We start from the raw sequence: 26,240 nt of genomic DNA on the forward strand, positions 1-26,240 counted from the left end.
GATGCGCCGGTCTGGTGGCTTGAGCGGCGTGCCCAGAACCCGATCCCATCTCGAACTCGGCCGTTAAACACGCCAGCGCCCATGGTACTGTGTCTCAAGGCACGGGAGAGTCGGTCGCCGCCAGACCCGCACATCGCAAACACACAGCGCACCCGCTCACATGAGCCCGCGCCATTCCCTCGACACGACCATCGCTACGGCCCCGGAGCGCGCCAACCAGCGCCAGCCAGCCCGGATCAGCCGCACAACCTTGGCGCGGGGTGGAGCAGCCCGGTAGCTCGTCAGGCTCATAACCTGAAGGTCACAGGTTCAAATCCTGTCCCCGCAACCAAATCCCTTCCGACCACCCGACCACCACCAAAAACCCGGCCCGCTCACGCGGACCGGGTTTTTCGTGTCTCAACACAGGATCTCGAAACCACTTCCGGAGGTCGCCTTGGTTCCAATGCCGGACTTCGCGCTTTTTTTCGGGGGAGGGGGGTCGGAACGCCGTTTGGGCTGTTCCGGTGTCAGACGGACACGGTCGCAATATTCCCGACTTGCAAGCGATCCAGATGATCGACGGCGCCCGGTCGTGCGTATCGATGCCGGCCTTACCCCACTGGCGCGCTGGCTCATCCGCGATACCGTGATTGTCGCGGCGCATATGCCATGATGCGACAAACTTCATCCCCGACCTAACCCTGAGCCGTTATTGGCCTGGGATCGCGAGACCGTTAAGGAGGGTCGGGGTACGCTGCAGGGCGTCTGGGGGGGAATGCGATGGATTTTGAAGCGAGCGGCACGGCCGACCGCCATCGGGGCTGACGAGCGCGCTTTGCGCCTCTCCGCTCGCCTCAACCGATCGCCCGTCTCCGGTGCGCGCCGTGCGCTGCCGACGCTGACGCTCGCCGCAGCCCTGTCCGTGCCGCTGGGCGCGCTGCTTGCGGAGCCGGCGCGCGCCTTCGACCTGTTCGGCCTGTTCGGCTCGGAGCCCGAGCCGCCGGCGCCCAGCGCGACGGCGTTGCCCTATGCGGTCCGCATCACGGGGACGGACGATTCCGACGTCCTCCAGGCGCTTCAGGACATTTCGACCCTGTATCGGCTGCGCCAGGATCCGCCGCCGGACGGGGAGGGGCTGCTGCGCCGGGCCGAGGTGGACCTGCCCAAGCTCGCCGACGTGCTCTCAGGCTACGGCTATTATCAAGGCACGGCCGCGATCCGGATCGACTCGGTTCCGGTGGCGGGGCAGGCCGGTCCCGCGGCCGCCGTGGGGGCCGCCGAACGGTGGCGCAACCGTGGCCTGGTGCCGGTGCGGATCGCGGTGGATCTCGGGCCGCTCTACACCTTGCGCCGGATCACGGTGCGGGATCGTGCGGGCCGACCGTTCCCTGAGGCGGTGCTACCACCGCGGATCACCCGGGTGGACGACGACGTTCCGGCCCGGTCGGCCACGGTGCTGGCCCGGGAGGCTCGGATCGTCGACCAGTTCCGGGCGCAGGGGCACCCCTTCGCCAAAGTGGTGGCGCGCGACCCGGTGGTGGACGACACCGCTCACGTCATGGATGTGACCTTCACGGTGGAGCCTGGCCCCGTCGCCGGGCTGGGGCCGGTGGCGGTCAGCGGTGCGCCAGGGATCGACCCGGCGACGATCCGGTCCTTCATCTATGCGGAGCCCGGGGACCCGTATTCGCCCCAGGCCGTGGCGGCGATCCGCCGATCGCTGACGCGCGTCGAGGCGATCGGCGCGGCGCGGATCCGCGAAGGTACGGCGCTCGACGCCGACGGAAACCTGCCGCTCTTCGCAGAACTGAGCGAACGCGAGCGCAATCTCGTCGGCGTCTCCGCGCGGTATTCCACCGTCGATGGGCCCGGCGTGCGCGCGTACTACGCCAACCGCAACCTGTTCGGCGGCGGCGAGACGTTCCGGCTCGATGCCGACATCTACTACCTCGGGTTGGGCAACGACCCGTTCGCAACCCAGCGCAAGATCGCCGGGATCGGCACCAACGGATTGGGCGGGCGCCTGTCGGCGACCTACGTTCAGCCTGCGCTCGGCGGCACCCGCAACGACTTCCTGGCCAACGCCTTCATCACCCGCGAGGTGCAGCAGAGCTACCTGGTCGATGGCGGCGGGGTCTCGGGCGCGATCCGGCATCGGTTCTCCGACACGTTCTCGGCGCAGATCGGGCTGGACGCGCAGGCCGGGCGCTCGAAGGACGCCCTCGGTACGGTCAATTACCGGCTGATCGGCGTGCCGGCCTCGGTGACCTACGATTCCACCGACAGCCTGCTCGATCCCACCGAGGGGTTCCGGGCGATCGCGTCGCTCGCCGCCTATCCCGGGGCGATCTCGTCGCCCGGGATCGTCGTCGCGAAGGCGCAGGGCTCGACCTATTATTCGCTGGACGACGAATCCCGCTACATTCTCGCCGGGCGGATCGGCTTCGGCTCGGTTTCGGGCGCGCCGCTCGGGGACATCCCGGACAATTTCCGGTTCTTCGCGGGCGGCGGCGGCTCGGTGCGCGGCTACCCGTACCGGACGCTCGGGCCGATCGGTCCGTTCAACTTGCCGATCGGCGGCCGCAGCCTGCTGGAGGCGTCGATCGAAGCGCGGATCAAGATCACCGACACGATCGGGGTGGTGCCGTTCTTCGATGCGGGCACCGCCTTCGCCTCGGCCCTGCCGGATTTCGATGAGAAGATCCGGAAATCGGTGGGCATCGGGCTGCGCTACTACACCGGCATCGGCCCGATCCGCGCCGATCTCGCTTTCCCGCTCGATCCCTACAAGGGCGGCCATGTCCGCCCGGCTGTTCTGTATCTCAGCCTGGGGCAGGCGTTCTGAATGGCAGATTTTTTTGGAGGTCGGGGCGGATCCGGACGCTCTCCCTCTCCCCTCTGCGGGGGAGGGTGGGCCGGCCGTCAGGCCGGGTCGGGAGAGGGACAGCGAGACGGCGCAGGATTTCACGCCCATCGCGTCATCTCCGGAGGCGTCGCTCCCCTTTCCCGCCCCCCTTCGGGGGCCACCTTCCCCCGCAAAAGGAGGAGGGGCGCCGCGCGGGTCCTGATCGCCCTGTGCCTGATTCTGGGATGCGCGATCTTCTCCGTCGCTCCGAACACGACCCACGCCGACGACGGCGAGAAAACCGTGCTCGGCGGGCTCCTGTCCCGGGCGCTCTCGACACCGTCGTCGCGCGTGGCGATCGGGGCGGTGGACGGGGCCCTGTCCTCGGACGCCACGATCCGCGACGTGGCGGTGAGCGACCGCGACGGCGTATGGCTCAAGCTCGACCGGGCCCGGATCGTCTGGCGGCGGCTGGCGCTGCTGTCGGGCCGGCTCGAGGTGGACAGCCTGGAGATCGGGCGGATCGAAGTGCTGCGCCGGCCGATTCCCGGCCCGACCCCGCCGGAGGCCAAGCCGGACGGCAAGCTGCTGCCGGACCTGCCCGTGAAGGTCGAGATCAAGGGCTTCAAGCTGGCCGAGCTGGTGCTGGGCGAGCCCGTGGCCGGTCAGCCGGCGCGGCTCTCGGCCGAGGGCAAGGCGCGGCTCGGGGCGGCAAGCGAGGGGCTCGATCTGCAGGCCCGGGCTCAGCGCCTGGACGCGGCCGGGCGCTTCCTGCTGTCGCTGGTCTACGTGCCGCAGGGCGACCGCCTGGAGCTGAAGGCCAACCTGGTCGAGCCGGCGGGCGGGCTGCTGTCCAAGGCGGCCAACGTCCCCGGCACGCCGCCGATCGATTTCGACCTCGTCGGCACCGGCACGCTGGATGCCTGGAACGCCCATCTCGATTTCACCGCCGGCCCGGATATCGGCGCCAAGGGCGGCGCCAAGATCTCCCGGATCGGTGCCGAGCGTCGGCTGGCCCTGGACCTCGCGGCCCGGATCGAGGGCCTCGTGCCGGGTCCGGCCGCATCGGTCTTCGCCGGCACGACCAAGCTCGACGGCGGCTTCGCCTTCGCGGATAGCGGCGCCTTCCGGATCGACCGGCTGGAGTTGACCTCGCGGACCGCGCGGCTCGCAGCCAGCGGCAGCCTGACCAAGGACCGGATCGCAGACCTGACGCTCCAGGCCCGCGCGCTGCCCACCGAGGGCGCGGTGACCAAGGCCGGCGAGGCCGAGATCGGCACGCTGGTTTTCGACGGCAGCGTGAAGGGGCCGCTCGCCGCGCCGACGGTGCGGGGGACCCTCGACGCGGCCGGCCTGCGCAGCCGGGATTCCAGCCTTGACCGGATCGAGGCGCGCCTCGGGGTCGATCCCCAGGGCGATCCGTCCGCCCAGCGTTTTTCCATCACGGCGGACGGCAAGGTCGACGGCCTGCGGTTGGCGGACCCGGCCCTGCGTCGCGCTCTCGGCAGCCGCGCGCAACTGACCCTGCGGGCGGCCTCCGGGCCGGACGGGGTGATCGACGTGTCGAGCCTCCGGATCGAATCCGACACCGCCAAGGCGAGCTACGCCGGACGGGTCGGACAGAACACGCTGACCGGCACCCTCGACGCCGCGCTGCCGGACCTGGCGGTGTTCTCCGGCCTCGCCGGGCGCGGGCTCGCCGGCAGCCTCGACGCCAAGGCACGCCTCACCGGCGATCCGGCCCGGAAGGCGCTGGCGGCCGACCTCACCGTCACCAGTGCTGGCCTCGCCACCGGCATCGCGGCGGCCGACCGGGCGCTCGGCCGCGCGCCGACGCTGCAGGGGCGGGTGTCGCAATCCTATGACGGCTACGGGTTCGAGCATCTGCGCCTGGAGGGCTCGGGCCTGACCGCCACCCTGCAGGGCGAGGCGACCTCGGCGACAGCCGATGTCACCGGCCGCATCGACCTCAAGAGCCTCGCCGACCTCGACGGGCGCCTGACCGGGCGCGCCGGCATCGACGCGCGCATGACCGGCTCCCTCGAGCATCCCCAGCTTGCCGCGACCGTCACGGCGCCGGCCGCGACCGCGGACGGCAAGCCGATCCGTGACTTGCGGGCCGAAGCCGTCCTCTCCGACGCCCTGCTTGCGCCGGACGGCACGCTCACGCTGTCCGGCGACGTCGCCGGCAAGGCGCTGCGCGGCGGCGCCCACGTGGCGAAGGCCGGGCCCGACTGGGTGCTCGACCGGCTCGACCTCAACCTCGGCTCGGTGGCCGTCTCGGGCAACGCCACCGTGGCGGCCGAGACCTGGCTGTCGGCCGGTACGCTATCCGTGAAGGCAGCCAATCTCGCCGACATCTCGCCGCTCGCCCCGGAGCCCGTGGCCGGGCAGCTCGACGCCACGGTCACCCTAGCCCGGGACGGCGGCCGTCAGGATGCCGCGATCCGGGCGACCGGCGCCGCCCTGCGCTACGGCGCCTACGGCCTCAACCGCCTCGATGCCGACCTGAAGGGCCGCGACCTGCGCGCCCACCCGGCACTCGACGGGCGCCTCGACGCCGACCGCCTCCTCGCCGCCGGCCAGCAGATCGACACGGTCCGGCTCGCCGCGCTCAGTAGCCCGGCGGGCAGCGACGTGACGCTCACCGCCAAGGCGCGCGGTTTCAACCTCGACGGCGCGGTCCGGGTCGTGCCGGACGACGACACCCGCATCGAGATCCAGCGCCTCTCGGCCGCCCGCGGCGGCGACCGCTTCGCCCTGACCGGGCCGGCCTCCGTCACTCTGCGTGACGGCGGCGCGGTGATCGAGGGGCTGTCGATCGCGGCGGGCACCGGCCGGGTCACGGTCTCGGGCCGGGCCGGCAAGGACCTCGACCTGAAGGTGGCGATCCGCGCGCTGCCACTGGCGCTGGCCCGGATCGCCGCGCCCGATCTCGCCCTCTCCGGCACGGTGGACGGCGATGCGGACCTGCACGGCCCCGCGGGGCGTCCGGAGGGCCATTACGCGCTCACCGTCTCGAAACTCGTGGCACCCCAGACCCGTCAGGCCGGCCTGCCGCCGGTGGATGCCAGCGCCAAGGGAGCCCTATCGGACGGGCAGGCCAGCCTCGACGGCCGGGTCACGGCCGGGCGCGGCGTCGCCCTGACGGTGGCGGGCTCGCTGCCCGTCGAGGCCGGAGGCCCGCTCAACCTGCGCGCCCGCGGCACCCTCGACGCGTCCCTCGCCAACACGTTGCTGAGCACCGGCGGGCAGAGCGTCACCGGGCGGGTCGCCATCGACGGTGGCGTCACCGGCACCCTGGCGGCGCCCAAGGCCCAGGGTTCGGCGGTGCTGAGCGGCGGCAGCTTCACCGACCCGGTCAACGGCATCCGGCTGACCGCGATCGACGGGCGCGTGACCGGCCGCGGCGACAGCCTCGTGGTCGAGAGCCTCACGGCGTCCGCCCGGAACGGCGGCCGCCTCTCGGTCACAGGGCGGGTCGCCCTGGAGCCGGATTTCCCCGGGCAGTTCCATGTCACCGCCGACAAGGCGGAGCTGGTCTCCAGCCCGCTGATGAATGCGGTGTCGAGCGTCGATCTCACCCTGGCCGGCCCGCTGGCCCGGACGCCGCGGATCGCCGGCCGGGTCGACATCGTGTCGATCGACGTGGCCGTGCCCGATCGGCTGCCCTCAACGGTGAAGCCCCTGCCGGGCGTGCGCCACGTCAACACGCCGCCCGACGTCCGGGCGCGGCTGGCGCTGCGGGCCGACCGCAAGGCGGCAGTCACACCCGGCAAACGGCAGAAGAAACCCGCCGTACCGTTCGACGCCACCCTCGACGTGCGCATCGAGGCTCCGAGCCGGATCTTCGTGCGCGGGCGCGGCATCGATGCCGAACTCGGCGGATCGCTCCGAGTCACCGGAACGTCGCGGGCGCCGAACGCGGTCGGCGGCTTCGGCATGCGCCGCGGGGTGTTCCAGCTGGTCGGGCAGCGTCTCGATTTCAGCCGCGGCAACCTGACCTTCGCGGGCAGCCTGACCACGCCGGAACTCGATTTCGCCGCCGAGACCAAGGCCGGCGACGTCACCGCCCGGGTCGCGGTGAGCGGCTATGCGGACGCACCGCAATTCAGCCTGACCTCCGATCCGGTGCTGCCCCAGGACGAGATCCTGTCACGCCTGCTGTTCAAGAAGGCCGCGGGAGGCCTGTCGCCGTTCCAGGCGCTGCAGCTGGCACAGGCCGTGGCGCAGCTCTCGGGCGGAGCCGCCGGGCCGGATGTGTTCGAGCAGGCCCGCAAGAGCCTCGGGCTCGACAGCCTCGACGTCTCCACGGGCGCCAGCGGCGCCTCGCGCTACATCTCGGACCGGGTCTCCGTCGGCGTGAAGGCCGGCGCCAAGCCCGCCGACACCGCCGTCGGCGTCGATTTCGATGTCACCCGCCGGATCAAGCTCAAGGGCGAGGCGGGAAGCGACGGGCGCACCAGTTTGGGCGTGGGTGCGGAGTACGAGTGGTAGGGACGGGGGCTTTCTCCTCGCGCTCGCGGATTTGACTGTCGAGACCTGACACCCTCGCTTCCTCCCCCCTCTGCGGTGGAGGGGGAATGCGCATAGACCGTTCGACCAATGATCAGGCTGCGCCCCATCAGGTGGCCGCGCAATTCTGTCTTCAAAACTTGCGTCGGCTTAAAGTGCTCGGCCGAAGATCCGTTGGCCGCGCGGGCCAAGTCTGCTTAGGTGTCGAAGCAAGCCGCGCGGTCAGCTGCGGTACGGGTGGGAAACACGAAGGGCGATGGACGAGCTGTTCGAGACGGATGACGATCCGGAGGTTCCGGAGGGCGGCTTCCTGCGGATGCTGCCGATCATCAACCGGCGCGGCCTCCACGCCCGCGCCTCGGCGAAGTTCGTGCAGACCGTGGAACGCTACGACGCCGTGGTGACCGTCACCCGGGCTGGCGAGACGGTGGGCGGGCGCTCGATCATGGGTCTGCTGACGCTCGGCGCCGCCATGGGCACCCGCATCGCCGTCACGGCGGTCGGCCCCGATGCGCAGACCTGCCTCGACGGCATCGAGGCCCTGCTGGCGAACCGGTTCGGCGAGGACGAGTAGGAGGCCGGCTCAGATCTCCCGGCCGGGCCACGTGCACAGATCCGAGACCGGGCAGCGCGGGCAGTCGGGCTTGCGGGCCGTGCAGGTGTCGCGCCCGTGCCGGAACAGCCAGACATGGGCGCCGTCCTTGAAGCGCTCCGGCACCGCGAGGGCGAGGCCGTCGGCCACCGCATCCACGGTGCCGCCGGAAGCCAGCGGGATCCGGTTCGAGACCCGGAACACATGGGTGTCCACGGCGATCACCGGCTCATGGAACGCGAAGTTCGCTGTCACCTCGGCGCTCTTGCGGCCGATGCCGGGCAGGAGGCGCATCTCTGCCGCACTGCGCGGCACCGTGCCGCCGTAGGTCTCGATCAGGGCTGCGGACAGCTTGACGATGTTACGTGCCTTCGAGGGCCCGAGCCCGACCGGCCGGATGATGTCGGTGATCTCCGCCTCGCCCAGCGCCCGCATCCCCGCCGGATCCTTGGCCCGGGCGAACAGCGCGTCGGCGATGCGCGCCACCGTCGGGCCGGTGGACTGGGCCGAGAGCAGCACGGTGACCAGTAGCCGGAACGGATCGGTGTCGTCGAACCCCGCCTTCGGGTCCGGATCGGCGCCTGCGAGGCGCCCCATCACGGCCTCGACCCGCTCGGCCGCCCCGGGGGATGCGGGCGCCGCTGGGGCCTTGGTCCGGCGGGGTTTGGGCCGGAGGCCGTGGAGTGTGTCGCGCGCCATGCGGACCAGCTAGGGTGGCGACGGCCGGCCCGACACGCGGCGGATTGACGGCCCCGCTCAGCCCCGCGCCCGGCGCCAGGCCACCGGGCCGGCGCCGAGGTTGAACAGACCGACCGCGATCGCATCGACCCGGCGCAGCAAGGCCCGCCGCAGCGCGCCGCCCCGGGCGGAGTTGCGGCCGGCCGCCCCGACCCGCGCGGGCTCGGCCGGTGCGGTGGCGGCCGGAACGCGATCATCGAAGACCGGGACGGACACCGCCTGAGGCGCCCAGCCCGGGGGCCGTACGCCCAGGACGCTGTCCGCCGGGATCGTCCGCGTCCGGCGCGCACGCTCCACGGCCCGAACCGGCGCCGTGACCGCACCCGCGCTGCGGACCGGACGGCCGAGGGCCGCCAGGCGGGTGCGGATCGCGCGGTCCACCGCCTCGGCGGCCTCCAGCGGCGCAAGGGCGCCGGCCTGCACGTCCCGGCTCCAGGCCAGGGCGAGGCCGGGATGCGGCCGCTCCGACGCGGGCTCGCGCACCGCCGTCCCGGTGAGGCCGCCCTGTATCACGGTGAAGCGTTGCGCCATCGCCTGTCCCGATCCTTCGACCAACCGTCCCAGTCCGGGACGTAGGGGCGCCTCGGAAGCGCCGTTCGGGTCGATGGCTTCAAGGACGGTGCCGCCCGGCGGATCAGCCCCCCGGGATCGCCAGCGGGTTGTCGGTGAGCGCGGCGGCGTCGGGCGCGTCCACCCGCGGCCGGCCCAGGAACGCGTCCCAGAGCCGCTGGACGAAGGCCGGGTCGAGGTCGCGCAGGATCAGCACGAGCCGTGAGGTGTGGTCGGGGTCGGGCCAGGCCGGCAGGGTCAGGGGCGCGTGGAACACGTGCTGGACCCCGTGCACCACGATCGGGTGCTCCGGGTCGTCGGCCAGCGCCACGATGCCCTTGAGCCGGAGCAGCTTCGGGCCGTGGCCGGAGCGCAGCAGGTCCATGAACATCTCGAAGGCCGGGCGCGGCACCGGCGCAGCGCTGGTCAGGCATACCGCCTGGATCGCCGCATCGTGTCGGTTCACGTCGGCCTGGTGCGGGAGGTCCAGGGCCGCGTCGCCGAGCCAGGCACGCACGTCGGCGCCCTTGCCGTCGAGGCCGAACAGCCCGCCGAGCAGGTCCTCGGCCGACGCGTCCGGGGACAGGATCGGGGCTGCCGGGTTGAGGGCGGCGAGCCGCGCGCGGATCCCGGCGGTGTCGCCGGCGAGGTCCGCCTTGGTCAGGACGATGCGGTCGGCCACCGCGGCCTGCCGCACCGCCTCCGGGTGGGCGTCGAGGGAGGCGGCACCGGTCGCCGCATCCACCACCGTCACCACCGCCTGCAGGCGGTACCGGAGCACCATGTACGGGTGATAGATCAGCGCGTGCAGGATCGGCGCCGGGTCGGCCAGCCCGGTGGTCTCGATCACAACCCGGCGGAACGGCGTGATCCGGCCGTTGTCGCGCTTGCGCAGCAGGTCCTCGAGGGTGGCGATCAGGTCGCCCCGCACCGTGCAGCACAGGCAGCCGGCGCCGAGCAGGACCATGTCCTCGTCGATGGACTCGATCAGCAGGTGGTCGAGCCCGATCTCGCCGAACTCGTTGACGATCACCACGGTGTCGGCGAGCGCCGGATCGCGCAGCAGCCGGTTCAGCAGCGTGGTCTTGCCGGCTCCCAGGAAGCCGGTCAGCACGGTGAGCGGGATCGGCTCGGGGCGGAGCGGATCAGAGGCGGGCGAGGCGGTCAACGACATGGCCGCCGAGATGGGGGTTTTCGGGTCCGGAGGCAACGCGCCCGGGTGCGATGCCGGACTGACGCTACTCCTCGGCCGCCGCCTTCTTGCCCTGAGGCTTCTTCACCTCGGCCTTCCGGGCCTCGGGCTTGGCCGGCGCCTTGTGAGCGGCGGGCTTGGCGGCGGGCTTCGAGAGACCCTTGCCCGGCTTGGCCTCCGGCATGCCCGGGGTCTCGACGGACGTGTAGGCGCTGGCGTTGCGCGGCAGGCCGTGGGTTGGCTTCACGGCGACCTTCGAAGCCGGCCTGGCCGCGGCCTTGGCGGCGCTCGCCGCCTTGGCCTGCTCAAGCCGGGTCTCGCGAGCCTGCTTGGCGGCCTGCAGCGCGGCCTCGCGCTTGGCCTTGGCGGCTTCGAGCTTGGCGGCGCGCGTGTTGGCGGCGACCGCCTTCTGGGCGTTCTCCTGAGCCTCCAGGATCTGCTGGCCCTCGGCCGGATTGCGCCCGACCCAGACCGCGATCGGCTGGAGCGGGGCCCGCGGCGGCAGCGTCCGGGCACGCAATGCCGAGCTGGAGAAGGCCGCCATCGCCAGCGCCGGGGAATTGGCCGCCGAGCCGCCGATGAGCTGCGCCGCCGAGCCCGGGGCGCTGACCGCGCCGGCGCCGTCGTCGATCGCCGGGGGCTTCTTGCCGCCGCAGACGTAGGGGCGGATGTCCGGCGGCGCGCCGAGCGCGGAGGCCGGCAGGGCGTCGAGGGTCGGGCTGGTCCAGCCGGCGCTCTGGGTGAAGGCGTAGTCGAACAGGTCGGCGGCCTTCACGTCGCGCTCGCGGGGGCTCGGCTGGCCCATCACGATGGTGATGACCCGTCGGCCGTTGCGCGAGGCGGTCGCCACCACGTTGAACCCGCCCGAGCAGATGAAGCCGGTCTTCATGCCGTCGGCGCCGGGATAGCGCCCGAGCAGGCCGTTGTGGTTGGCCATGACGGCGCGGCCGAACTGGATCGCCGAGATCGAGAACAGGTCGTGGGAATCCGGGAAGTCGCGGATCAGCGCCCGGGCCAGCACCGCCATGTCGCGGGCCGAGGTCCACTGGCGCGGGTCGGGCAGGCCGTTGGGGTTGGTCCAGCGGCTGTCGCGCATGCCGATCCGCTGCGCGGTCTCGTTCATCTGGTCGGCGAAGCCCTCGACCGAACCGCCGAGCGTCTCGCCGATCGCGTAGGCCACGTCGTTGGCCGACTTGACCATGATGATCTTGAGGGCGTTGTCGAGGGTCAGCTGCGTGCCCGGCCTGAAGCCCATCTTGGAGGGCGGCTCGGAGGCCGCCGCCGCCGAGATCGTGATCATGGAATCGAGCGAGACCTTGCCCTGCCGCACCAGGTCCAGGGCGACATAGGTGGTCATCAGCTTGGTGATCGAGGCCGGGTACCAGGGATCGGTCGGGGCCTGCGAATAGATCACCTTGCCGGAATCGACATCGACCACGAGAATCGGGGCGGTGAACGCGCCGGCGGCCTGGATCCCGATCAGGCTCGTGCCGAGAAGACCCGTCAACGCCGCGAATCCGACGGTTACGCGCCGGAGGAGAGAAGAGGACATTCGAGCCCGACTCGTCAGAGGATCGCCAGGGTCGGCGCCGAGGCACCGGACGTCCGGCCGGCAGGCCGGGATTCGCGCGGCCCGGACCGTTGGGGGCGGTCGTCGTGCTGCATCACGGCATGAACGTCGCTACCGTGGCAAGAGCAAGGCGAGACGGATCCCGGGGTCTGCGCCGCGTGGTTGTCGGTGGTCTACGGGCCGCCCGCCGCTTATGTGCGGGATGGCGGTCGGGCGAAAAGAGTTCGGGAACAGCGGTGGCTTACGCGGTCAAGGAGATCTTCCACACCCTGCAGGGGGAGGGCGCCCAGGCGGGACGCGCCGCGGTGTTCTGCCGATTCGCCGGCTGCAATCTATGGTCGGGGCGCGAGGCCGACCGCGCGGCCGCTGCCTGCCGGTTCTGCGACACCGACTTCGTCGGCCTGGACGGGGAGGGCGGCGGACGCTTCGCCGACGCGGCGGCGTTGGCCGGCGCCATCGCGCGGACCTGGTCCGGGGGTCCGGAGAGTCGCTACGTCGTGTTCACCGGCGGCGAGCCGCTGCTCCAGCTCGACACGCCCCTGATCGAGGCTGTGCATGCCGAAGGCTTCGAGATCGCCATCGAGACCAACGGCACGCTGCCTGCCCCCCCGGGGATCGACTGGATCTGCGTCAGCCCCAAGGGCGGCAATCCCCTGGCGCAGAAAACAGGGCACGAATTGAAGCTCGTCTATCCCCAGGCCGACGCCGACCCGGCGGATTTCGTCGGCCTCGCCTTCCGGCACCGCTTCCTGCAGCCGATGGACGGCCCGGAGCAGCGCGCCAGCACCCAGGCCGCCATCGCGTATTGCCGGCAGGACGCCCGCTGGCGCCTGTCCTTGCAGACGCACAAGATCATCGGGATTCCGTAGGGGGTCGGACGCGCCTTGCCCCTCGGCGATCGGATCCCGCTGTCGCTGAACGGGATCATGGTCGCCCTCCGCGAGCCGGTGCCGGGCCCGGTGGCCGATGCCCTGTGCGGAGCGATTCGCACCGCGCTCAGCCCGTCACCCCTTGGAGGGGCCGCACCAGCCGGGGAGGTAGCCCGCGTCCTTGGACTTGGCCAGTGCCATCGCCTTCTCCAGCGCCTCGGAGAAGTCGGCCTCGATGCGCTTCTCCTTGATGTTGCGGCGGAGAAAGTCCGCCCACAGGAACTCGCTGAACGGCGTCGTGTCCTTGGCGAAGCCGCCGGCCCGGCGCAGCTCCCCCGCGAGGCTTCGGAACGGGTCGTCGACGAGGTCGCCGATCGCCTTCGGGATGGCCTTGAAATCCTGGCGGACGCCCGCGGCGTCGTAGGGATAGACCCAGGATTTGTGATCGCAGACCGTCCAGAACGCATCCTTCTTGAGGTGGTGCAGGTCGGCCAGCACCGTGACCAGCACGCTCTCCACGCCCTCTTCCTGCAGGGCCCGGGACAGATGGTGATGGTCCACCACGTAGTGGCGCTTCTTGGGGCCGAGCACGGTCGGGATCATGTGCGCCCCGAGGAAGGCCTTCTTCTTGTCGCCGTCGTAGCTGCGCCAGCGCCGCCGCTTCTCTTCGACCTCCCGGTAGCCCACCGTCATCTGCGTCGGGCGCAGATCGGCGATCGGGATCGGCTTGAGCAGCGGCTCGCGGATAGGCATGGCTCGGGCTTTCTGCGTTGTTCTGTCGCGCAGATCACACGGACGGACGGGGAGCGGAAGGGCGGCGCAGCCCGATCGCGCTCACGATTTGCCGAGCGGTCCGGCCCGCACGGCGTCCAGCACGAAGACCCGGATCGCCGAGGACAGGTTCTGGCCGCCGCGCCCGGCATCGATAGCCCCGACCAGTGCCTGGACCGACTGGTCGCGCGCCTCCGCAACCTCCCGCAACGCCACCCAGAACGGATCCTCCAGGGATACGCTGGTGCGGTGGCCGGCGATCACCACGGAGCGCTTGCTGATGCCCGCGCTCACGCCGCGCGGGCCGCACGTGAACCGGTCATACGGTCGCGTCCGGATCCGGCTCGTCGCGTTCGAGCCGGTGGCCTTCGTGGCGCTCGACCTCAAGGGCCTTGCGCCGCTGCTGCAGAGTCTTGGCCTTCTTCGGCCGCCCGAAGGCGATCCGGTTGTCCGCGGCCTTCGACTCCTCGGCCGCGCGGGCCTTTGCCTTGCGGACCTGGCGCAGGTTGATGATCTCGGCCACGGATCGCCTCCCGGTTCCCGCGGCCGGCGCAGGACAACCCGCACCGGCCAAGTCTCAAAAAAATCAATCGGCGCTGGGGGCCAGCATCGTCTCCGGCCGGACCACGCGCTCGAACTCCTCTTCGGTCACGTAGCCCAGGCGCAGCGCCTCCTCCTTGAGGGTGGTGCCGTTCTTGTGGGCGGTCTTGGCGATCTCGGCGGCCTTGTCGTAGCCGATCGAGGGGGCGAGCGCGGTCACCAGCATCAGCGAGCGGCTCATCAGGTCGGCGATCTTGTCCTCGTTGGCCTTGATGCCGACCACGCAATTGTCGGTGAAGCTCACCGCGGCGTCGGCGAGCAGCCGGATCGATTGCAGCACCGCGTTGGCGATCACCGGCTTGAACACGTTCAGCTCGAAATTACCCTGCGAGCCGGCGAAGCTCACCGTGGTGGCGTTGCCGACCACCTGGCAGCAGACCATGGTCAGCGCCTCGCACTGCGTCGGGTTGACCTTACCGGGCATGATGGAGGAGCCCGGCTCGTTCTCGGGCAGCGACAGCTCGCCGAGGCCCGAGCGCGGGCCGGAGCCGAGCAGGCGGATGTCCTGGGCGATCTTGAACAGGCCGGCGGCCAGCGCCGAGAGCGCTCCTTGCGTGAACACCAGAGCGTCGTGGGTCGCGAGCGCCTCGAACTTGTTGTCGGCGCTGGTGAATTGAAGGCCGGTCAGCGCCGCGACCTGGGCGGCGAATTTTTCCGCGAAGTCGGGATGCGCGTTGAGGCCGGTGCCGACCGCGGTGCCGCCCTGGGCGAGCGCCAGCACGCCCGGCAGCGTCGCGGCGACGCGCGAGCCGCCGAGCGCCACCTGGGCGGCGTAGCCCGAGAATTCCTGGCCCAGCGAGACCGGGGTCGCGTCCTGCAGGTGGGTCCGGCCGATCTTGACGATCGATTCGAACGCCTTGGCCTTGGCGTCCAGCGCCGTGTGCAGGTGGGTCAGCGCCGGCATCAGCCGGCCGCTGATCTCCCGGGCGACCGCGATGTGCATGGCGGTCGGGAAGGTGTCGTTGGAGGATTGGCCGCGGTTGACGTGGTCGTTCGGGTGGATCGGCGTCTTGCCGCCACGCTTACCCCCCAGGGCCTCGTTGGCGAGGCTGGCGATGACCTCGTTGGCGTTCATGTTCGACTGCGTGCCCGAGCCGGTCTGCCAGACCACGAGCGGGAACTCGTCGTCGTGTCGGCCGGCCACGACCTCGGCGGCGGCCGCCGCGATGGCGTCGGCGAGCTTGGGCTCCAGCGCGCCGAGATCCTTGTTCACCAGCGCGGCGGCCTGCTTCACCAGGCCCAGGGCGTGGACCAGCGGCGCCGGCATGCGCTCGGTGCCGATCTTGAAGTTCTGGATCGAGCGCTGGGTCTGCGCGCCCCAGTACCGGTGGGCCGGGACCTCGATCGGCCCGAAGGTGTCGGACTCGGTGCGGGTGGCGGTTCCGGTCTCGGTGGGCGACATCGTGGCCTCTACGTTTGGTGCAGTGCGGTGCCTACTTAAATGAGGCGCGGATGAATCGCGATGCCGGTTTTTCCCCGGCGCCGGACAAGCGCGGGGCTCTGTTCCCGCCGGATAGGGAGCCGATGAGCGCGACGATCGACCGAACCGACCGCGATCTGGCCGAGGGCGCGTCCGCGCGATTCCGCCCGCCCGTGCCGCGCCCGCTGCGCGAACCGCTGGGCCTGTTCGAGTTCCTCCGGGCCGCCCGCAAGAACCCGATCACCACCTGGATGGACGTGCACTTCAAGGAGCCGGTCGTGGCCGCCGAGGGCGCGATGGGCCGGATCACCGTGGTCAGCGATCCGTCTTTGATTCGCTACCTGTTGGTCGAGAACGTCGAGGGTTACCGCAAGGACGACCTGCAGCGGCGGGTGCTGGCGCCGGGCCTGGGCAACGGTCTGCTCAGCGCCGAGGGCGACGAGTGGCGGCTCCAGCGCCGGACGCTCGCCCCCATCTTCAACGCCCGCACGGTCCAGGGCTTCTCCGATGCGATGAACGCGGCGGGGGCCAAGCTGGGACGCCGCCTCGCCCGCCGGGGCGGCAAGAAGGTCGACGTGGCGCTGGAGATGACCCGCGTCACCCTCGACGTGCTGGAGCGGACGATCTTCACCCAAGGGCTGCCGGGCGATCCCGACGCCCTGGGCCGCGCGATCACGCGGTTCCTCGAGGCGGTGGGGCCGATCGACCCGCTCGACGTGTTCGGGGTGCCCGACTTCGTGCCGCGCATCGGCCGCCTGCGGGCGCGGCCGGCCGGGCGCTTCTTCGCCGAGGTGGTCGACGAACTGATCGCCCGTCGCAAGGCGGCGATGGCGCAGGGCGATGCGCCGCGCGACCTGCTGACCCTCCTGCTCGCCGCCCAGGACCCCGAGACCGGCAACGGGCTGTCAGACCTCGCCGTGAAGGCGAACATCGTCACCTTCATCGCGGCCGGCCACGAGACCACGGCCAACTCGCTGACTTGGGCACTCTACTGCCTGTCGCAGGATCCGGCCGCGCAGGCGCGGGTCGAGGCCGAGGTCGACGCCGCGGGCGCGGGCGACTTCGCCGTCGAGCAGTTGCCCTACACGCGGGCGGTGATCGAGGAGGCGATGCGCCTGTTCCCGCCGGTGCCGTTCCTCAGCCGGCAGGCGACCCGGGACGACCGGCTCGGCCGGATCAAGATCCCGCGCGGCTCGCTCGTGATGGTGGCGCCCTGGGTGCTCCACCGCCATCTGACCTTGTGGCAGGACCCGGAGGCTTTCATGCCGGAGCGGTTCCTGCCCGAGAACCGCGACGCGATCCCGCGCTTCGCCTACCTGCCCTTCGGGGCCGGCCCGCGGGTCTGCATCGGCCAGAGCTTTTCCATCCAGGAGGCGGTGATCGTGCTGGCCCATGTGGTCCGGGCGGTGCGCTTCCACCTTCCGGCGGACCACCCGCCGGTCAGCCCGCTCCACCGGGTGACGCTGCGGCCGGAGCATGGGTTGCGGATGGAGGCGGAGCTGCGGGGCTAAAGGCGGCAGGCACCAGCTCTCAGCGCGCGCCGGTCTCAATCACCTCGGCGCGCTTCGAGCCGGCGCGTGTTGCGATCGTAGATGCGCGCGGCCACGAAGAGGCCCCCGAGGCCGAGCACCGACATGGCGACGGCGATCATCAGGATCTGAAGGGCATAGCTCTGGGGCATCCAGCTACTCCTCGGCGCGCAGAAACACCCGAAGCGCGATCTGTCCGATCAGATGTAGGATGACGGACGCGAGCAGGAAAGCCCAGCCGTTGTTGGTGAACACATCCGCGGGATGCTGAACCAGCGGACTGATGAACGCCGTTCCGAGCGTGAGGATCGCCGTAGCGTTGAAGAAGGTCGCGATAAGCTTCACGCCTTCGTCGAAGCGTTTCGCGCGATGCTTGCGCTCCGCCGCCGACAGGATCGGCTGCACGACAGTCTCGTCCACCGATGAAGCCCTGGGCCGTTGATTCGGCCCGGAGAGTTCAGTTCTTCTTCCGGAACGCGTCTAGGCTCACCACCTCGGCGCTGCCCTCCTCGCCGTCCTTCTTGGCGGCGGGGCGGGGAGCCTTCTCGTCGGGCTTGTCGCCTTGCGCGGCGGGGGCCGGCAGGCCCTTCGGGGCGGCCGAGCCGATCGTCGCGAGCCCGGACCCCTTGGGCCGGACCTCACTGGGCTCGGAGCCCGCCCCGCGCGGGCCGGCCTTAGCCGGGGCGGCGTTGGCCTCCTCGGGCACTTCGCCGGCCTCGGTGAGGTCGAACTTCAGGCCGAACTGCACGGACGGGTCGAAGAAGCCCGACAGGGCGTCGAACGGCACCAGCAGCCGCTCCGGCACGCCCGAGAAGGACAGGCCGACCTCGAACGTGTGCTCGTGGACGCTGAGGTCCCAGAACTGGTGCTGCAGGACGATGGTCATGTCCTGCGGGTATTTCTCGCGCAGGGCCTGCGACATCCGCACGCCGGGCGCCTCAGTCCGGAACGAGACGTAGAAGTGATGGTCTCCCATCAGCCCGTCCCGGGCGGCATCGGTCAGCACCTTGCGGACGACGCCGCGGAGGGCGTCCTGCACCAGGAGATCGTAGCGAATCAGGTCGTCTGCCATCTGCGGTCGCGCTCTAGCCCGGTCTGCGCCCGGCGCCCCGCCGCGGATGGCCGGACCGAGGAAATGAGTGACGGCTTCTGGTGCCGGGCGCCTTCATGCCCCGCCTCTGCGGCGAGAACCGCGAGGACTTGAGACCGATCTTGGAGACCGCTTACGCGGCCCCCGCCACCGAAGCAAAAGTGTCGTTGGCAACTCTTGCAAAGGCCCGATAACGGCGGAACCATGCCGAACGAAAGATCAACCCTTACGCCGTCGTCGAACCTGCTTCGCCCCCGCCTGAGACCAGTCGAACTCCGTTGGCCTTGCGGCCATCGGTCCTGGGCTCAGGTGGAGGCGCCGGGTACCGCCCCCGGGTCCGATCGGTTTATTGCGAAGATCGTTTATCGCCATAGCCGGCCTCGCGACCGGCTCCCAAGATATAGAGGGGATCGGTCCGGTTTTGAAGCCCGATCGTGTCGCGCCACTGTCTCAGGGCGAACCTCTTGACCAGGCTGTTGCCGGAAGTGCGCAGTCGAGCGTCCCCGCGCCCGTGCTCGACCGGATCTGGGGGGTGATCTGGCGGCTCGCACTGCTGGTCGGCCTCGTGATCGTCTATCTCGGCGCCGCGAGCCTGCTCTCCCTGGTGACCGTCCGGGTCGGGTTCGACCTGTGGGCGGGGATCGATCCGTTCCTGCCGACCGAGCGCCGCCCGTTCCTCGGCGCCGTGGACCTCGCGCACCGCGCCTTCGCGGTCGATGCCCTGCGCCAGATCTACCTCGCCGCCCTGGTGCTGGGCGGGGCCTGGTGGCGCGACCCCGCGGGCTGGCGCCGCCGCCTCGCCCTCGACCGAGAGCGCCCGAACGGGATGCGGCCGGTCGTGCTGCTGGGACTCCTGCTGGTGTGGCCGGTGCTGCACATCGCCTGGGTCACAGGGACCGCCGAATTGTTCGGCGCGAGCTTCGGCCAGCGGGTGAGGCTGTCGCCGTTCATGAGCCAGAGCGCGGTCGCGGCCTGGCTGCTCTATCTCGCGGTGCTGGCGCCCGTGGCCGAGGAGTTGCTGCTGCGCGGGGAGGCCTTCGCCCGCGCCCGGGAGGCCCTGGGGCCGTTGGGCGCGGTGCTGGTCACGGCGGTGATCTTCGCGGCGGCGCATGTCTCGTCCTGGGGGCTCGCCCGGCCGGTCTCGCTGCTGCCGCTCGCGCTCGTGCTCGGCTGGCTGCGCTGGCGCACCGGCCGGCTGTGGCCCGGCATCGCGTTGCACGGCTGGTCGAACCTCGCCTTGGTGACATACGTGCTGTGGCCGGGGTAGCGCATCCGCCTGTAAAGGGGACGCTCGTCCCGCATCGAGACTCACACCCCCAATGCTCCTATACGGGGTTGGAACATGCCAGCCGCCATTCTGGTGCTCTGGAGTGCTCGATGGACGCTTATCACGACTTGCTGCGGCGCATCCTCGATGAGGGCGCCGTAAAGGACGACCGCACCGGCACCGGAACGCTCTCGGTGTTCGGCCACCAGATGCGCTTCGACCTGTCCGCGGGCTTTCCGCTGGTCACCACGAAGCGGCTGCACCTGCGTTCGATCATCCACGAGTTGCTCTGGTTCCTGGCCGGCGACACCAACGTGGCCGCCCTGCGGGCCAACGGCGTGACGATCTGGGACGAGTGGGCCGACGAGCACGGCGACCTCGGCCCGGTCTACGGCCGGCAATGGCGCTCCTGGGCCAAGCCCGATGGCGGCAGCGTCGACCAGATCGCTTGGCTGCTCGGCGAGATCCGGCGCAATCCCGATTCCCGCCGCCTGATCGTCTCGGCCTGGAACCCGGCGGACCTCGACCGGATGGCGCTCGCACCCTGCCACTGCTTGTTCCAGTTCTACGTGAGCGACGGCCGCCTATCCTGCCAGCTCTACCAGCGTTCGGCCGACGCCTTCCTGGGCGTGCCGTTCAACATCGCGAGCTACGCGCTCCTGACCCACATGATCGCCCAGGTAACTGGGCTCGCAGTTGGCGACTTCGTCCACACGTTCGGCGACGCGCATCTGTATATGAACCACCTGGAGCAGACACGGACCCTGTTGGACCGGGCGCCGCGCCCGCTGCCGCAGGTGCGCCTCAACCCGGAGGTTCGCGACCTGTTCGCCTTCCGGTACGAGGACATCGCCATCGAGAATTACGACCCGCACCCGGCCATCTCGGCCCCGGTGGCGGTATGAGCACGACCATTTCGCTGGTCGCGGCGCTCGCCCGCAACGGCGTGATCGGCCGCGACAACGGGCTCGCCTGGCACCTGTCCAGCGACCTAAAGCGGTTCAAGGCGCTGACCATGGGCAAGCCGATGCTGATGGGCCGGCGGACCTGGGCCTCGATCGGCCGTCCGCTTCCGGGCCGCCGCACCCTGGTGCTCACCCGGGATCCCAGCTTCCGCGCCGAGGGCGCCGAGGTCGTCCACGACTGGGACGCCGCCGTCGCGGCCGCTTCCGGCCCGGAGCTGATGGTGGTCGGCGGGGCCGAGATCTACGCCCTCGCCCTGCCGCATGCCGACCGGCTCCACTTCACCGAAGTCGAGGCCGAGCCGGAGGGGGACGTGCGCTTCCCCACGTTCGATCGGGTTGCGTTCCGCGAGACCTTCCGCGAGGCACACCCGGCCGGCCCGCGCGACGAGCACGCCTTCGCGTTCGTCGATTGGGCACGCATCCGCTGAGGCGCGCCGCCGCGGTTGTGTTCCGGCCTGTGCGTGCCCACCTGCCAGCCTTGACAGCGTGGGGCGCACACCCGCAGGTGCCTGTCGGGCGTGCGATCTCATGGGGCTCCTGGCCTCTCGAGAAGAGTCGCCCGCGCAGGCGTTTAGCCACCAAACCGACCCACCGGTCCCGCGAACGGGCCGGCGGGCGGGATGAGGTGGGCGAGCGTGGCCGTTCAGGCAGGGAGACGCGGTCCGGGGAGCACGCTCAGCGTGCGGACCGGGTGCGGGCAGGCAGGAGACGACGGCTAGGATGCTTTGGAGCAATCAGAGCGGCGGTGGCGGCGGCGGCCCGTGGGGTCGGCCCGGCGGCAACGGCGGCGGCCCATGGGGTAGCGGCGGCGGCGGCAAGACCCCGCCCAACCTTGAGGACCTGGTCCGGCGCGGGCAGGATCGCCTGCGCGGCCTGATCCCGGGCGGCGGCAACAGCGGCAACGGCTATGGCGGCGGAAGCCCGAGCGGCATCGGCGGCGGCCGCAGCGCCGCGGTGATCGCGGGGCTTGCGGTCGCGGTCTGGCTCGCTACCGGCTTCTACACCGTCTACCCGCGCCAGGTCGGCATCGAGACGATCTTCGGCCGCTACGTCGGCACCAAGGGCGAGGGCCTGCGCTACAACTTCCCCTATCCGATCGGCGGCGTGGTCAAGCCGGATGTCGGCTCGCAGAACTCGATCCAGATCGGTTTCCGCGCCGGGCCCGGGGGCCAGGGCCGCAACCGCGACGTGCCGGACGAGAGCCTGATCCTCACCGGCGACGAGAACATCGTCGACCTCGACTTCGAGGTGCAGTGGCGGATCAACCCGCTCAAGGCCTCCGACTTCGTGTTCAACCTCCAGAACCCCGAAGGCACCATCAAGGCGATCTCCGAGAGCGCGATGCGTGAGGTGATCGGCCGCCGCAACATCCAGGCGATCCTGACCAACGAGCAGTCGAGCATCGCCCAGGAGGTCAAGGAGATGGTCCAGAAGGCGCTGGACGAGTACGGCGCCGGCGTCCGCATCGAGGTGGTGCAGCTCGTCTCGGTGAACCCGCCGCCGGAAGTCCGTCCGGCCTTCATCGACGTGAACGCCGCCCAACAGGACGCCGACACGGCACAGAACGAGGCCAAGACCTACGCCAGCCGCGAAGTGCCGCAGGCGAGGGGCCGGGCGTCGCAGATCTTCCAGCAGGCCGAGGCCTACCGGACGAAGGCGACGGCCGACGCGACCGGCCAGGCCGCGCGCTTCAGTGAGGTCTACGCCTCCTACAAGGCCGCGCCGGCCATCAGCCGCGAGCGGCTCTTCCTGGAGACGATGGAGAAGGTTCTGGGCTCCGTGAACAAGGTGATCATCGACCAGAACGGCGCACAGCCGGGCTCGGGCGCCGCAGCGGGCGTCCTGCCGGTGTTGCCGCTCACCGAGTTCGGGGCCCGCGCCCAGTCCCCGGCCGCCACGGGAGCCGCCCGATGAAACAGGCTCTCCGCACCGGCCTGATCGCCATCGCGGCGATCGTCGCGATCGGGCTCTACGCCTCGATCTTCACCGTCGGCCAGATGCAGCAGGCCCTCGTCCTGCAGTTCGGCCGCGTCCGCGCCGTGCTCAACGCCACCGGCGAAGAGAAGCCCGGCCTCTACTTCAAGGTGCCGTTCGTCGAGAACGTCGTGATCTTCGATAAGCGCGTGCTCGACCTCGACCTGCCGGTGCAGACGGTGCTCACCGCCGACCGGCAGAACCTCGAGGTGGACGCCTTCGCGCGCTACCGCATCCTGGATCCGCTGCGCTTCTACCAGGCGGTGGGCAATATCGGGCTCGCCAACCAGCGCCTCGCCAGCTTCACCAATTCCGGCCTGCGCAACGTGCTCGCCCGCTCGACCCGCGACGCCATCGTCAAGACCGAGCGCGGCCAGTTGATGCACCAGATCCAGGAGGACGTGAACCGGCAGGCCAAGGCGCTCGGCATCGAGATCGTCGACCTGCGCATGACCCGGGTGGACCTTCCGGCGCAGAACTCGGCCGCCGTCTACAAGCGGATGAAGACCGAGCGTGAGCGCGAGGCCGCCGACATCCGCGCCAACGGCGACCAGAGCGCCGCCACAATCCGCGCCAAGGCCGACCGCGAGGTCACCGTGATCCTCGCGGAGGCGACGCAGAAGTCCGAGCAGCTGCGCGGCCAGGGCGACGCCGACAAGAACCGGATCCTCGCCGAGGCGTTCGGCAAGGACCCGGACTTCTTCAGCTTCTACCGCTCGATGCAGGCCTACGAGACCGGGCTGAAGGGCTCCGACACGCGGCTGGTGATCAGCCCCAGCTCGGACTTCTTCCGCTACTTCAGCGACCCTCAGGGTCGGGCGACGGCTTCGGCGCCGCGTACGCCCCGCGGGCCCACGGACCCGACCGCCTCGACGGGCGCGACGCGCTGACCGCTGGCGCCCCGGCGCCGGCGGACTACGATGCAAGAAAATGCGCGGGCTGCCGATCCCGGTCGGCGGCCCGCGAAACCGGAAACGCGTTCTTGAAGAGGTCGACCATGCACCCCGTCGCGAGCGCCCCCCGGGCGCCCTTCGGCCGCGCGCAGGCGCAGCCCCGTTCCCGCACACGCTCGTTCATGGCGGCGATCCTGGTCGGCGCCTCGTTCGCGACCGCGTCCCTGCCGGCCCCGGCCTTCGCCAAGGGTCCGGCCTCGCTGGCCGACCTCGCCGATCAGGTCACCGACGCGGTGGTCAACATCTCCGCCTCCACCACGGTCGATGCGCGCAGCAGCCGCACCATGCCGCAGCTGCCCCCGGGCACGCCCTTCGAGGACCTGTTCGAGGAGTTCTTCAACCGCCGCGGGGGCAAGGGCGGCGACAAGGGCGGCGAGCGGGGCGACAACGATTCGCCGCGCCAGCAGCGCAAGTCGAACTCCCTGGGCTCCGGCTTCATCATCGATACGTCCGGGATCGTGGTGACCAACAACCACGTCATCGGCGACGCCAACGACATCCAGGTGATCCTGCACGACGGCACCAAGCTGAAGGCCGAGATCATCGGCAAGGACTCGAAGATCGACCTGGCTGTGCTGCGGGTGAAGCCCACCGCCGAGCGTCCGCTGAAAGCCGTCCCGTTCGGGAACTCCGACACGATGCGCCCGGGCGACTGGGTGATCGCCATCGGCAACCCGTTCGGCCTCGGCGGCTCGGTCTCGGCCGGCATCGTCTCGGCGCGCGGCCGGAACATCGAGTCCGGCCCCTACGACAACTACATCCAGACCGACGCGGCCATCAACAAGGGCAATTCCGGCGGTCCGCTGTTCAACATGGACGGCGAGGTGATCGGCATCAACACGGCGATCCTGTCGCCCACCGGCGGCTCGGTGGGTATCGGCTTCGCGGTGCCGTCGGATACGGCCAAGCCCGTCATCGACCAGCTGCGCGACTTCGGCGAGGTCCGCCGCGGCTGGCTCGGCGTGCGCATCCAGAACGTCGACGACGCCACAGCGGAGGCGCTGAACCTCAAGGGCGGCGCGCGCGGCGCGCTGGTGGCCGGGGTCGACGAGAAGGGACCGGCCAAGACCGCCGGGATCGATGTCGGCGACGTCATCCTGAAGTTCAACGGCGCCCCGGTGAAGGCCTCGGGTGACCTGCCCCGGATCGTCGCCTCGACGCCCGTGGGCCAGAAGGTCGACGTGGTCGTCGTCCGCAAGGGCGAGGAGCTGACCAAGCCGGTCACGCTCGGCCGGCTCGAGGACACCGACAAGCCGCAGCTCGCCAACCTGCGCCAGCCCGAAGCCGAGAGCGCGACCCGTCAGGCGCTCGGCCTCAACCTCTCCGGCATCACCGACGAGCTGCGCAAGAAGTACTCCATCAAGGACACCGTGAAGGGCGTGGTCGTCACCCGGGTCGACCCGAACTCGACCGCCGCCGACAAGCGGATCCAGCCCGGCGAGGTGATCGTCGAGGTCGGCCAGGAAGCGGTCAACACCCCCGCCGAGGTGTCCAAGCGGGTCGAGGCCCTGAAGAAGGACGGGCGCAAGTCCGTGCTGCTGCTGGTGGCGAGCGCCACAGGCGACGTGCGCTTCGTGGCGATCGGGCTCGAATAAGTCGGTCCCTTATCGAGGGGCCTAGGGCCGCCGCTCCGGACGGATGCGGCGGCCTTTATTTTTGGGACAAGGCCAGGCGGCTCAGGGGGAGCCGCTACGCGGCAGTTTTGCGCTGGGTTCTAGGTCGCTTGCCGCGCTGACGCTGCATGCGCCTGGGAAAGGGCGTGGCGTTTCATGCGGCCCCGCCCCTTTCCCGGACAGGTGAAGCGAAGCGGAACCTGATCCGGGACCCGGTACGAAACGCGCCGCGAAGCGGCTCGACTCTGGGTGCCGTCGTCACGCTCGTCCGGATCCTCATCCACTGAACCTCACGCCACGAACTCGGCCGCAGCGTAGCCCTGCAGATACAGCAGCGCGGTGAGGTCGCCGTGCTCGATCCGGACCCGGGCGGCGGCGGCCACCGCGGGCTTGGCCCGGAAGGCCACGCCGAGGCCGGCTTCCGCCAACATGTCGAGGTCGTTGGCGCCGTCGCCGACCGCCAGGGTCTCGGCGGGGCCGAGCCCGAGGCCGTCGCGCAGCTCGATCAGCGTGGCGCGCTTCTCGGCCTTGCCGACGATCGGGTCTTCCACGGTGCCGGTGAGCCGTCCGTCCGCGACGCCGAGCACGTTGGCCCGGTGCTCCTCGAAACCGATCATCCCGGCAATCGGGCCGGTGAACAGGGTGAAGCCCCCGGAGACGAGGCAGGTCCGGGCGCCATGCGCTCGCATCGTCCGCACCAGCGTCGTCCCGCCCGGGGTGAGGCTGAGATGCTCGGCGATGAGCCCGTCCACCGCCGTGATCGGGATGTCCTTAAGCAGCGCCACGCGCTCGCGCAGCGCCGGCTCGAACGCGATCTCGCCGCGCATCGCCCGCTCGGTGATCGCCGCGACATGATCCTTGAGGCCCAGCGTCCCGGCGAGTTCGTCGATGCATTCCTGCTCGATCATGGTCGAATCCATGTCGGCCAGGAACAGGCGCTTGCGCCGATGCGCATCGACCGGCAACACCGCGAGGTCGATCGGCTCGCCGGAGAGCGCACTCCGCAGCCGCTCCGTGAGGGCACCGGCGTCGGCGGGATCGCCCGGCACCAGGATTTCGGCGGCGACCTCTCCGTGCAGGATCCGCGGCGGGTGCTCCGTCCCGAGCGCGGCGCGCGCCTCGGTCAGCACCGCGTCGGTGATGGACGGCCGAGCCGGGTTTGCTATCAGGACCGCGACCAGCATCGTGGAGGTTCGCCTTGCCAGA

23 protein-coding genes, 1 tRNA gene, 1 rRNA gene and 1 other RNA gene are annotated in these 26,240 nt (G+C 70.8%); 13 read left to right on the forward strand and 13 right to left on the reverse strand.

The features are described 5' to 3' along the window. Window positions 1–10: 10 nt before the first annotated feature. The 5 genes from rrf to FV233_RS07690 all read left to right on the forward strand — a co-directional run bounded on the left by rrf (window position 11) and on the right by FV233_RS07690 (window position 7,916). Window positions 11–126 (forward strand): 5S ribosomal RNA (rrf, locus tag FV233_RS07670). A 128-nt stretch (window positions 127–254) separates the two neighbouring features. Then, window positions 255–331, forward strand: a tRNA-Met gene (locus FV233_RS07675). A gap of 549 nt (window positions 332–880) precedes the next feature. Further along, on the forward strand, window positions 881–2,827 hold the full coding sequence (locus tag FV233_RS07680; protein ID WP_187277854.1) for a BamA/TamA family outer membrane protein: 1,947 nt from the start codon (window positions 881–883) through the stop codon (window positions 2,825–2,827). Between the two features lie 228 nt (window positions 2,828–3,055). Then, complete coding sequence (locus tag FV233_RS07685; protein WP_246689938.1) at window positions 3,056–7,324, forward strand: translocation/assembly module TamB domain-containing protein; 4,269 nt, start codon at window positions 3,056–3,058, stop codon at window positions 7,322–7,324. Between the two features lie 274 nt (window positions 7,325–7,598). Further along, window positions 7,599–7,916 carry an HPr family phosphocarrier protein gene (locus tag FV233_RS07690; RefSeq protein WP_147857130.1) on the forward strand — a complete coding sequence of 106 codons (318 nt, stop codon included), beginning with the start codon at window positions 7,599–7,601 and terminating at the stop codon, window positions 7,914–7,916. Window positions 7,917–7,925: 9 nt separating this feature from the next. On the opposite strand, the gene nth is transcribed toward FV233_RS07690, so the two are convergent. The 4 genes from nth to FV233_RS07710 form a co-directional block, all read right to left on the reverse strand. Beyond that, window positions 7,926–8,633 carry an endonuclease III gene (nth, locus tag FV233_RS07695; protein WP_147857129.1) on the reverse strand — a complete coding sequence of 236 codons (708 nt, stop codon included), beginning with the start codon at window positions 8,631–8,633 and terminating at the stop codon, window positions 7,926–7,928. Window positions 8,634–8,690: 57 nt separating this feature from the next. Then, entirely contained in the window at window positions 8,691–9,203 is a 513-nt protein-coding gene (locus FV233_RS07700; protein WP_147897128.1) for a hypothetical protein, read from the reverse strand. A gap of 103 nt (window positions 9,204–9,306) precedes the next feature. Continuing rightward, entirely contained in the window at window positions 9,307–10,395 is a 1,089-nt protein-coding gene (locus FV233_RS07705; protein WP_147897129.1) for a GTP-binding protein, read from the reverse strand. A 64-nt stretch (window positions 10,396–10,459) separates the two neighbouring features. Then, window positions 10,460–11,965, reverse strand: a complete 1,506-nt coding sequence (locus FV233_RS07710) for a D-alanyl-D-alanine carboxypeptidase family protein (protein ID WP_147897130.1) — start codon at window positions 11,963–11,965, stop codon at window positions 10,460–10,462. 254 nt (window positions 11,966–12,219) lie between these two features. On the opposite strand from FV233_RS07710, the gene queE reads away from it, so the two are divergent. Next, a complete protein-coding gene (gene queE / locus FV233_RS07715; RefSeq protein WP_147856631.1) occupies window positions 12,220–12,852 on the forward strand; it encodes a 7-carboxy-7-deazaguanine synthase in 633 nt (210 codons plus the stop codon). Window positions 12,853–12,987: 135 nt separating this feature from the next. On the opposite strand, the gene FV233_RS07720 is transcribed toward queE, so the two are convergent. The 4 genes from FV233_RS07720 to fumC form a co-directional block, all read right to left on the reverse strand. Then, window positions 12,988–13,605 carry a ParB-like protein gene (locus tag FV233_RS07720; protein ID WP_147897131.1) on the reverse strand — a complete coding sequence of 206 codons (618 nt, stop codon included), beginning with the start codon at window positions 13,603–13,605 and terminating at the stop codon, window positions 12,988–12,990. Between the two features lie 81 nt (window positions 13,606–13,686). Further along, window positions 13,687–13,917, reverse strand: coding sequence for a ribbon-helix-helix domain-containing protein (locus FV233_RS07725; RefSeq protein WP_147856633.1), 231 nt, complete (start codon window positions 13,915–13,917; stop codon window positions 13,687–13,689). 25 nt (window positions 13,918–13,942) lie between these two features. Beyond that, on the reverse strand, window positions 13,943–14,146 hold the full coding sequence (locus FV233_RS07730; protein ID WP_147856634.1) for a DUF4169 family protein: 204 nt from the start codon (window positions 14,144–14,146) through the stop codon (window positions 13,943–13,945). A gap of 63 nt (window positions 14,147–14,209) precedes the next feature. Further along, window positions 14,210–15,625, reverse strand: a complete 1,416-nt coding sequence (fumC, locus tag FV233_RS07735) for a class II fumarate hydratase (protein WP_147897132.1) — start codon at window positions 15,623–15,625, stop codon at window positions 14,210–14,212. 122 nt (window positions 15,626–15,747) lie between these two features. Here fumC and FV233_RS07740 point away from each other — a divergent pair, with 122 nt between their 5' ends. Continuing rightward, window positions 15,748–17,154 carry a cytochrome P450 gene (locus FV233_RS07740; RefSeq protein ID WP_147897133.1) on the forward strand — a complete coding sequence of 469 codons (1,407 nt, stop codon included), beginning with the start codon at window positions 15,748–15,750 and terminating at the stop codon, window positions 17,152–17,154. Window positions 17,155–17,189: 35 nt separating this feature from the next. Here the strand turns inward: FV233_RS07740 and FV233_RS31605 are convergent, their stop codons facing one another. The 4 genes from FV233_RS31605 to ssrA all read right to left on the reverse strand — a co-directional run bounded on the left by FV233_RS31605 (window position 17,190) and on the right by ssrA (window position 18,692). Then, window positions 17,190–17,324 (reverse strand): hypothetical protein, encoded by a 135-nt coding sequence (locus tag FV233_RS31605; protein WP_279596777.1) that lies wholly within the window; start codon window positions 17,322–17,324, stop codon window positions 17,190–17,192. Window positions 17,325–17,328: 4 nt separating this feature from the next. Next, window positions 17,329–17,577 (reverse strand): hypothetical protein, encoded by a 249-nt coding sequence (locus FV233_RS07745; protein ID WP_238260008.1) that lies wholly within the window; start codon window positions 17,575–17,577, stop codon window positions 17,329–17,331. A 52-nt stretch (window positions 17,578–17,629) separates the two neighbouring features. Continuing rightward, the gene (locus FV233_RS07750; RefSeq protein ID WP_147856589.1) at window positions 17,630–18,244 is read right to left on the reverse strand and encodes a ClpXP protease specificity-enhancing factor SspB; all 615 of its coding nucleotides are present in this window, start codon (window positions 18,242–18,244) and stop codon (window positions 17,630–17,632) included. Window positions 18,245–18,310: 66 nt separating this feature from the next. Beyond that, window positions 18,311–18,692, reverse strand: a transfer-messenger RNA (tmRNA) gene (gene ssrA, locus FV233_RS07755). On the opposite strand from ssrA, the gene FV233_RS07760 reads away from it, so the two are divergent. The 6 genes from FV233_RS07760 (at window position 18,684) to FV233_RS07785 (ending at window position 25,016) form a co-directional block, all read left to right on the forward strand. After that, complete coding sequence (locus FV233_RS07760; protein WP_187278073.1) at window positions 18,684–19,529, forward strand: CPBP family intramembrane glutamic endopeptidase; 846 nt, start codon at window positions 18,684–18,686, stop codon at window positions 19,527–19,529. The genes ssrA and FV233_RS07760 overlap by 9 nt on opposite strands. Window positions 19,530–19,639: 110 nt before the next feature. Continuing rightward, window positions 19,640–20,434 (forward strand): thymidylate synthase, encoded by a 795-nt coding sequence (locus FV233_RS07765; protein ID WP_147857356.1) that lies wholly within the window; start codon window positions 19,640–19,642, stop codon window positions 20,432–20,434. Continuing rightward, a complete protein-coding gene (locus FV233_RS07770; protein WP_147857355.1) occupies window positions 20,431–20,922 on the forward strand; it encodes a dihydrofolate reductase in 492 nt (163 codons plus the stop codon). Before FV233_RS07765 ends, FV233_RS07770 begins: the two co-directional genes overlap by 4 nt. A 292-nt stretch (window positions 20,923–21,214) precedes the next feature. After that, the gene (gene hflK / locus FV233_RS07775) at window positions 21,215–22,408 is read left to right on the forward strand and encodes an FtsH protease activity modulator HflK (RefSeq protein ID WP_147897135.1); all 1,194 of its coding nucleotides are present in this window, start codon (window positions 21,215–21,217) and stop codon (window positions 22,406–22,408) included. Continuing rightward, complete coding sequence (hflC, locus tag FV233_RS07780; RefSeq protein WP_147857461.1) at window positions 22,405–23,358, forward strand: protease modulator HflC; 954 nt, start codon at window positions 22,405–22,407, stop codon at window positions 23,356–23,358. Before hflK ends, hflC begins: the two co-directional genes overlap by 4 nt. A 107-nt stretch (window positions 23,359–23,465) precedes the next feature. Next, complete coding sequence (locus FV233_RS07785) at window positions 23,466–25,016, forward strand: Do family serine endopeptidase (RefSeq protein WP_147857445.1); 1,551 nt, start codon at window positions 23,466–23,468, stop codon at window positions 25,014–25,016. 308 nt (window positions 25,017–25,324) lie between these two features. On the opposite strand, the gene serB is transcribed toward FV233_RS07785, so the two are convergent. Then, window positions 25,325–26,218 carry a phosphoserine phosphatase SerB gene (gene serB / locus FV233_RS07790; protein ID WP_147897136.1) on the reverse strand — a complete coding sequence of 298 codons (894 nt, stop codon included), beginning with the start codon at window positions 26,216–26,218 and terminating at the stop codon, window positions 25,325–25,327. Window positions 26,219–26,240: the final 22 nt, after the last annotated feature.

This window comes from Methylobacterium sp. WL7, from assembly GCF_008040085.1.
GTDB lineage: Bacteria > Pseudomonadota > Alphaproteobacteria > Rhizobiales > Beijerinckiaceae > Methylobacterium > Methylobacterium mesophilicum.

Coding starts and splice junctions, on each gene's coding strand:
- FV233_RS07690 (WP_147857130.1), top strand. CDS start 7,599: ATGGACGAGCTGTTCGAGACGGATGACGATCCGGAGGTTCCGGAGGGC.
- nth (WP_147857129.1), bottom strand. CDS start 8,633: ATGGCGCGCGACACACTCCACGGCCTCCGGCCCAAACCCCGCCGGACC.
- FV233_RS07700 (WP_147897128.1), bottom strand. CDS start 9,203: ATGGCGCAACGCTTCACCGTGATACAGGGCGGCCTCACCGGGACGGCG.
- FV233_RS07705 (WP_147897129.1), bottom strand. CDS start 10,395: ATGTCGTTGACCGCCTCGCCCGCCTCTGATCCGCTCCGCCCCGAGCCG.
- FV233_RS07710 (WP_147897130.1), bottom strand. CDS start 11,965: ATGTCCTCTTCTCTCCTCCGGCGCGTAACCGTCGGATTCGCGGCGTTG.
- FV233_RS07720 (WP_147897131.1), bottom strand. CDS start 13,605: ATGCCTATCCGCGAGCCGCTGCTCAAGCCGATCCCGATCGCCGATCTG.
- fumC (WP_147897132.1), bottom strand. CDS start 15,625: ATGTCGCCCACCGAGACCGGAACCGCCACCCGCACCGAGTCCGACACC.
- FV233_RS07740 (WP_147897133.1), top strand. CDS start 15,748: ATGAGCGCGACGATCGACCGAACCGACCGCGATCTGGCCGAGGGCGCG.
- FV233_RS31605 (WP_279596777.1), bottom strand. CDS start 17,324: ATGCCCCAGAGCTATGCCCTTCAGATCCTGATGATCGCCGTCGCCATG.
- FV233_RS07750 (WP_147856589.1), bottom strand. CDS start 18,244: ATGGCAGACGACCTGATTCGCTACGATCTCCTGGTGCAGGACGCCCTC.
- FV233_RS07765 (WP_147857356.1), top strand. CDS start 19,640: ATGGACGCTTATCACGACTTGCTGCGGCGCATCCTCGATGAGGGCGCC.
- FV233_RS07770 (WP_147857355.1), top strand. CDS start 20,431: ATGAGCACGACCATTTCGCTGGTCGCGGCGCTCGCCCGCAACGGCGTG.
- hflK (WP_147897135.1), top strand. CDS start 21,215: ATGCTTTGGAGCAATCAGAGCGGCGGTGGCGGCGGCGGCCCGTGGGGT.
- hflC (WP_147857461.1), top strand. CDS start 22,405: ATGAAACAGGCTCTCCGCACCGGCCTGATCGCCATCGCGGCGATCGTC.
- FV233_RS07785 (WP_147857445.1), top strand. CDS start 23,466: ATGCACCCCGTCGCGAGCGCCCCCCGGGCGCCCTTCGGCCGCGCGCAG.
- serB (WP_147897136.1), bottom strand. CDS start 26,218: ATGCTGGTCGCGGTCCTGATAGCAAACCCGGCTCGGCCGTCCATCACC.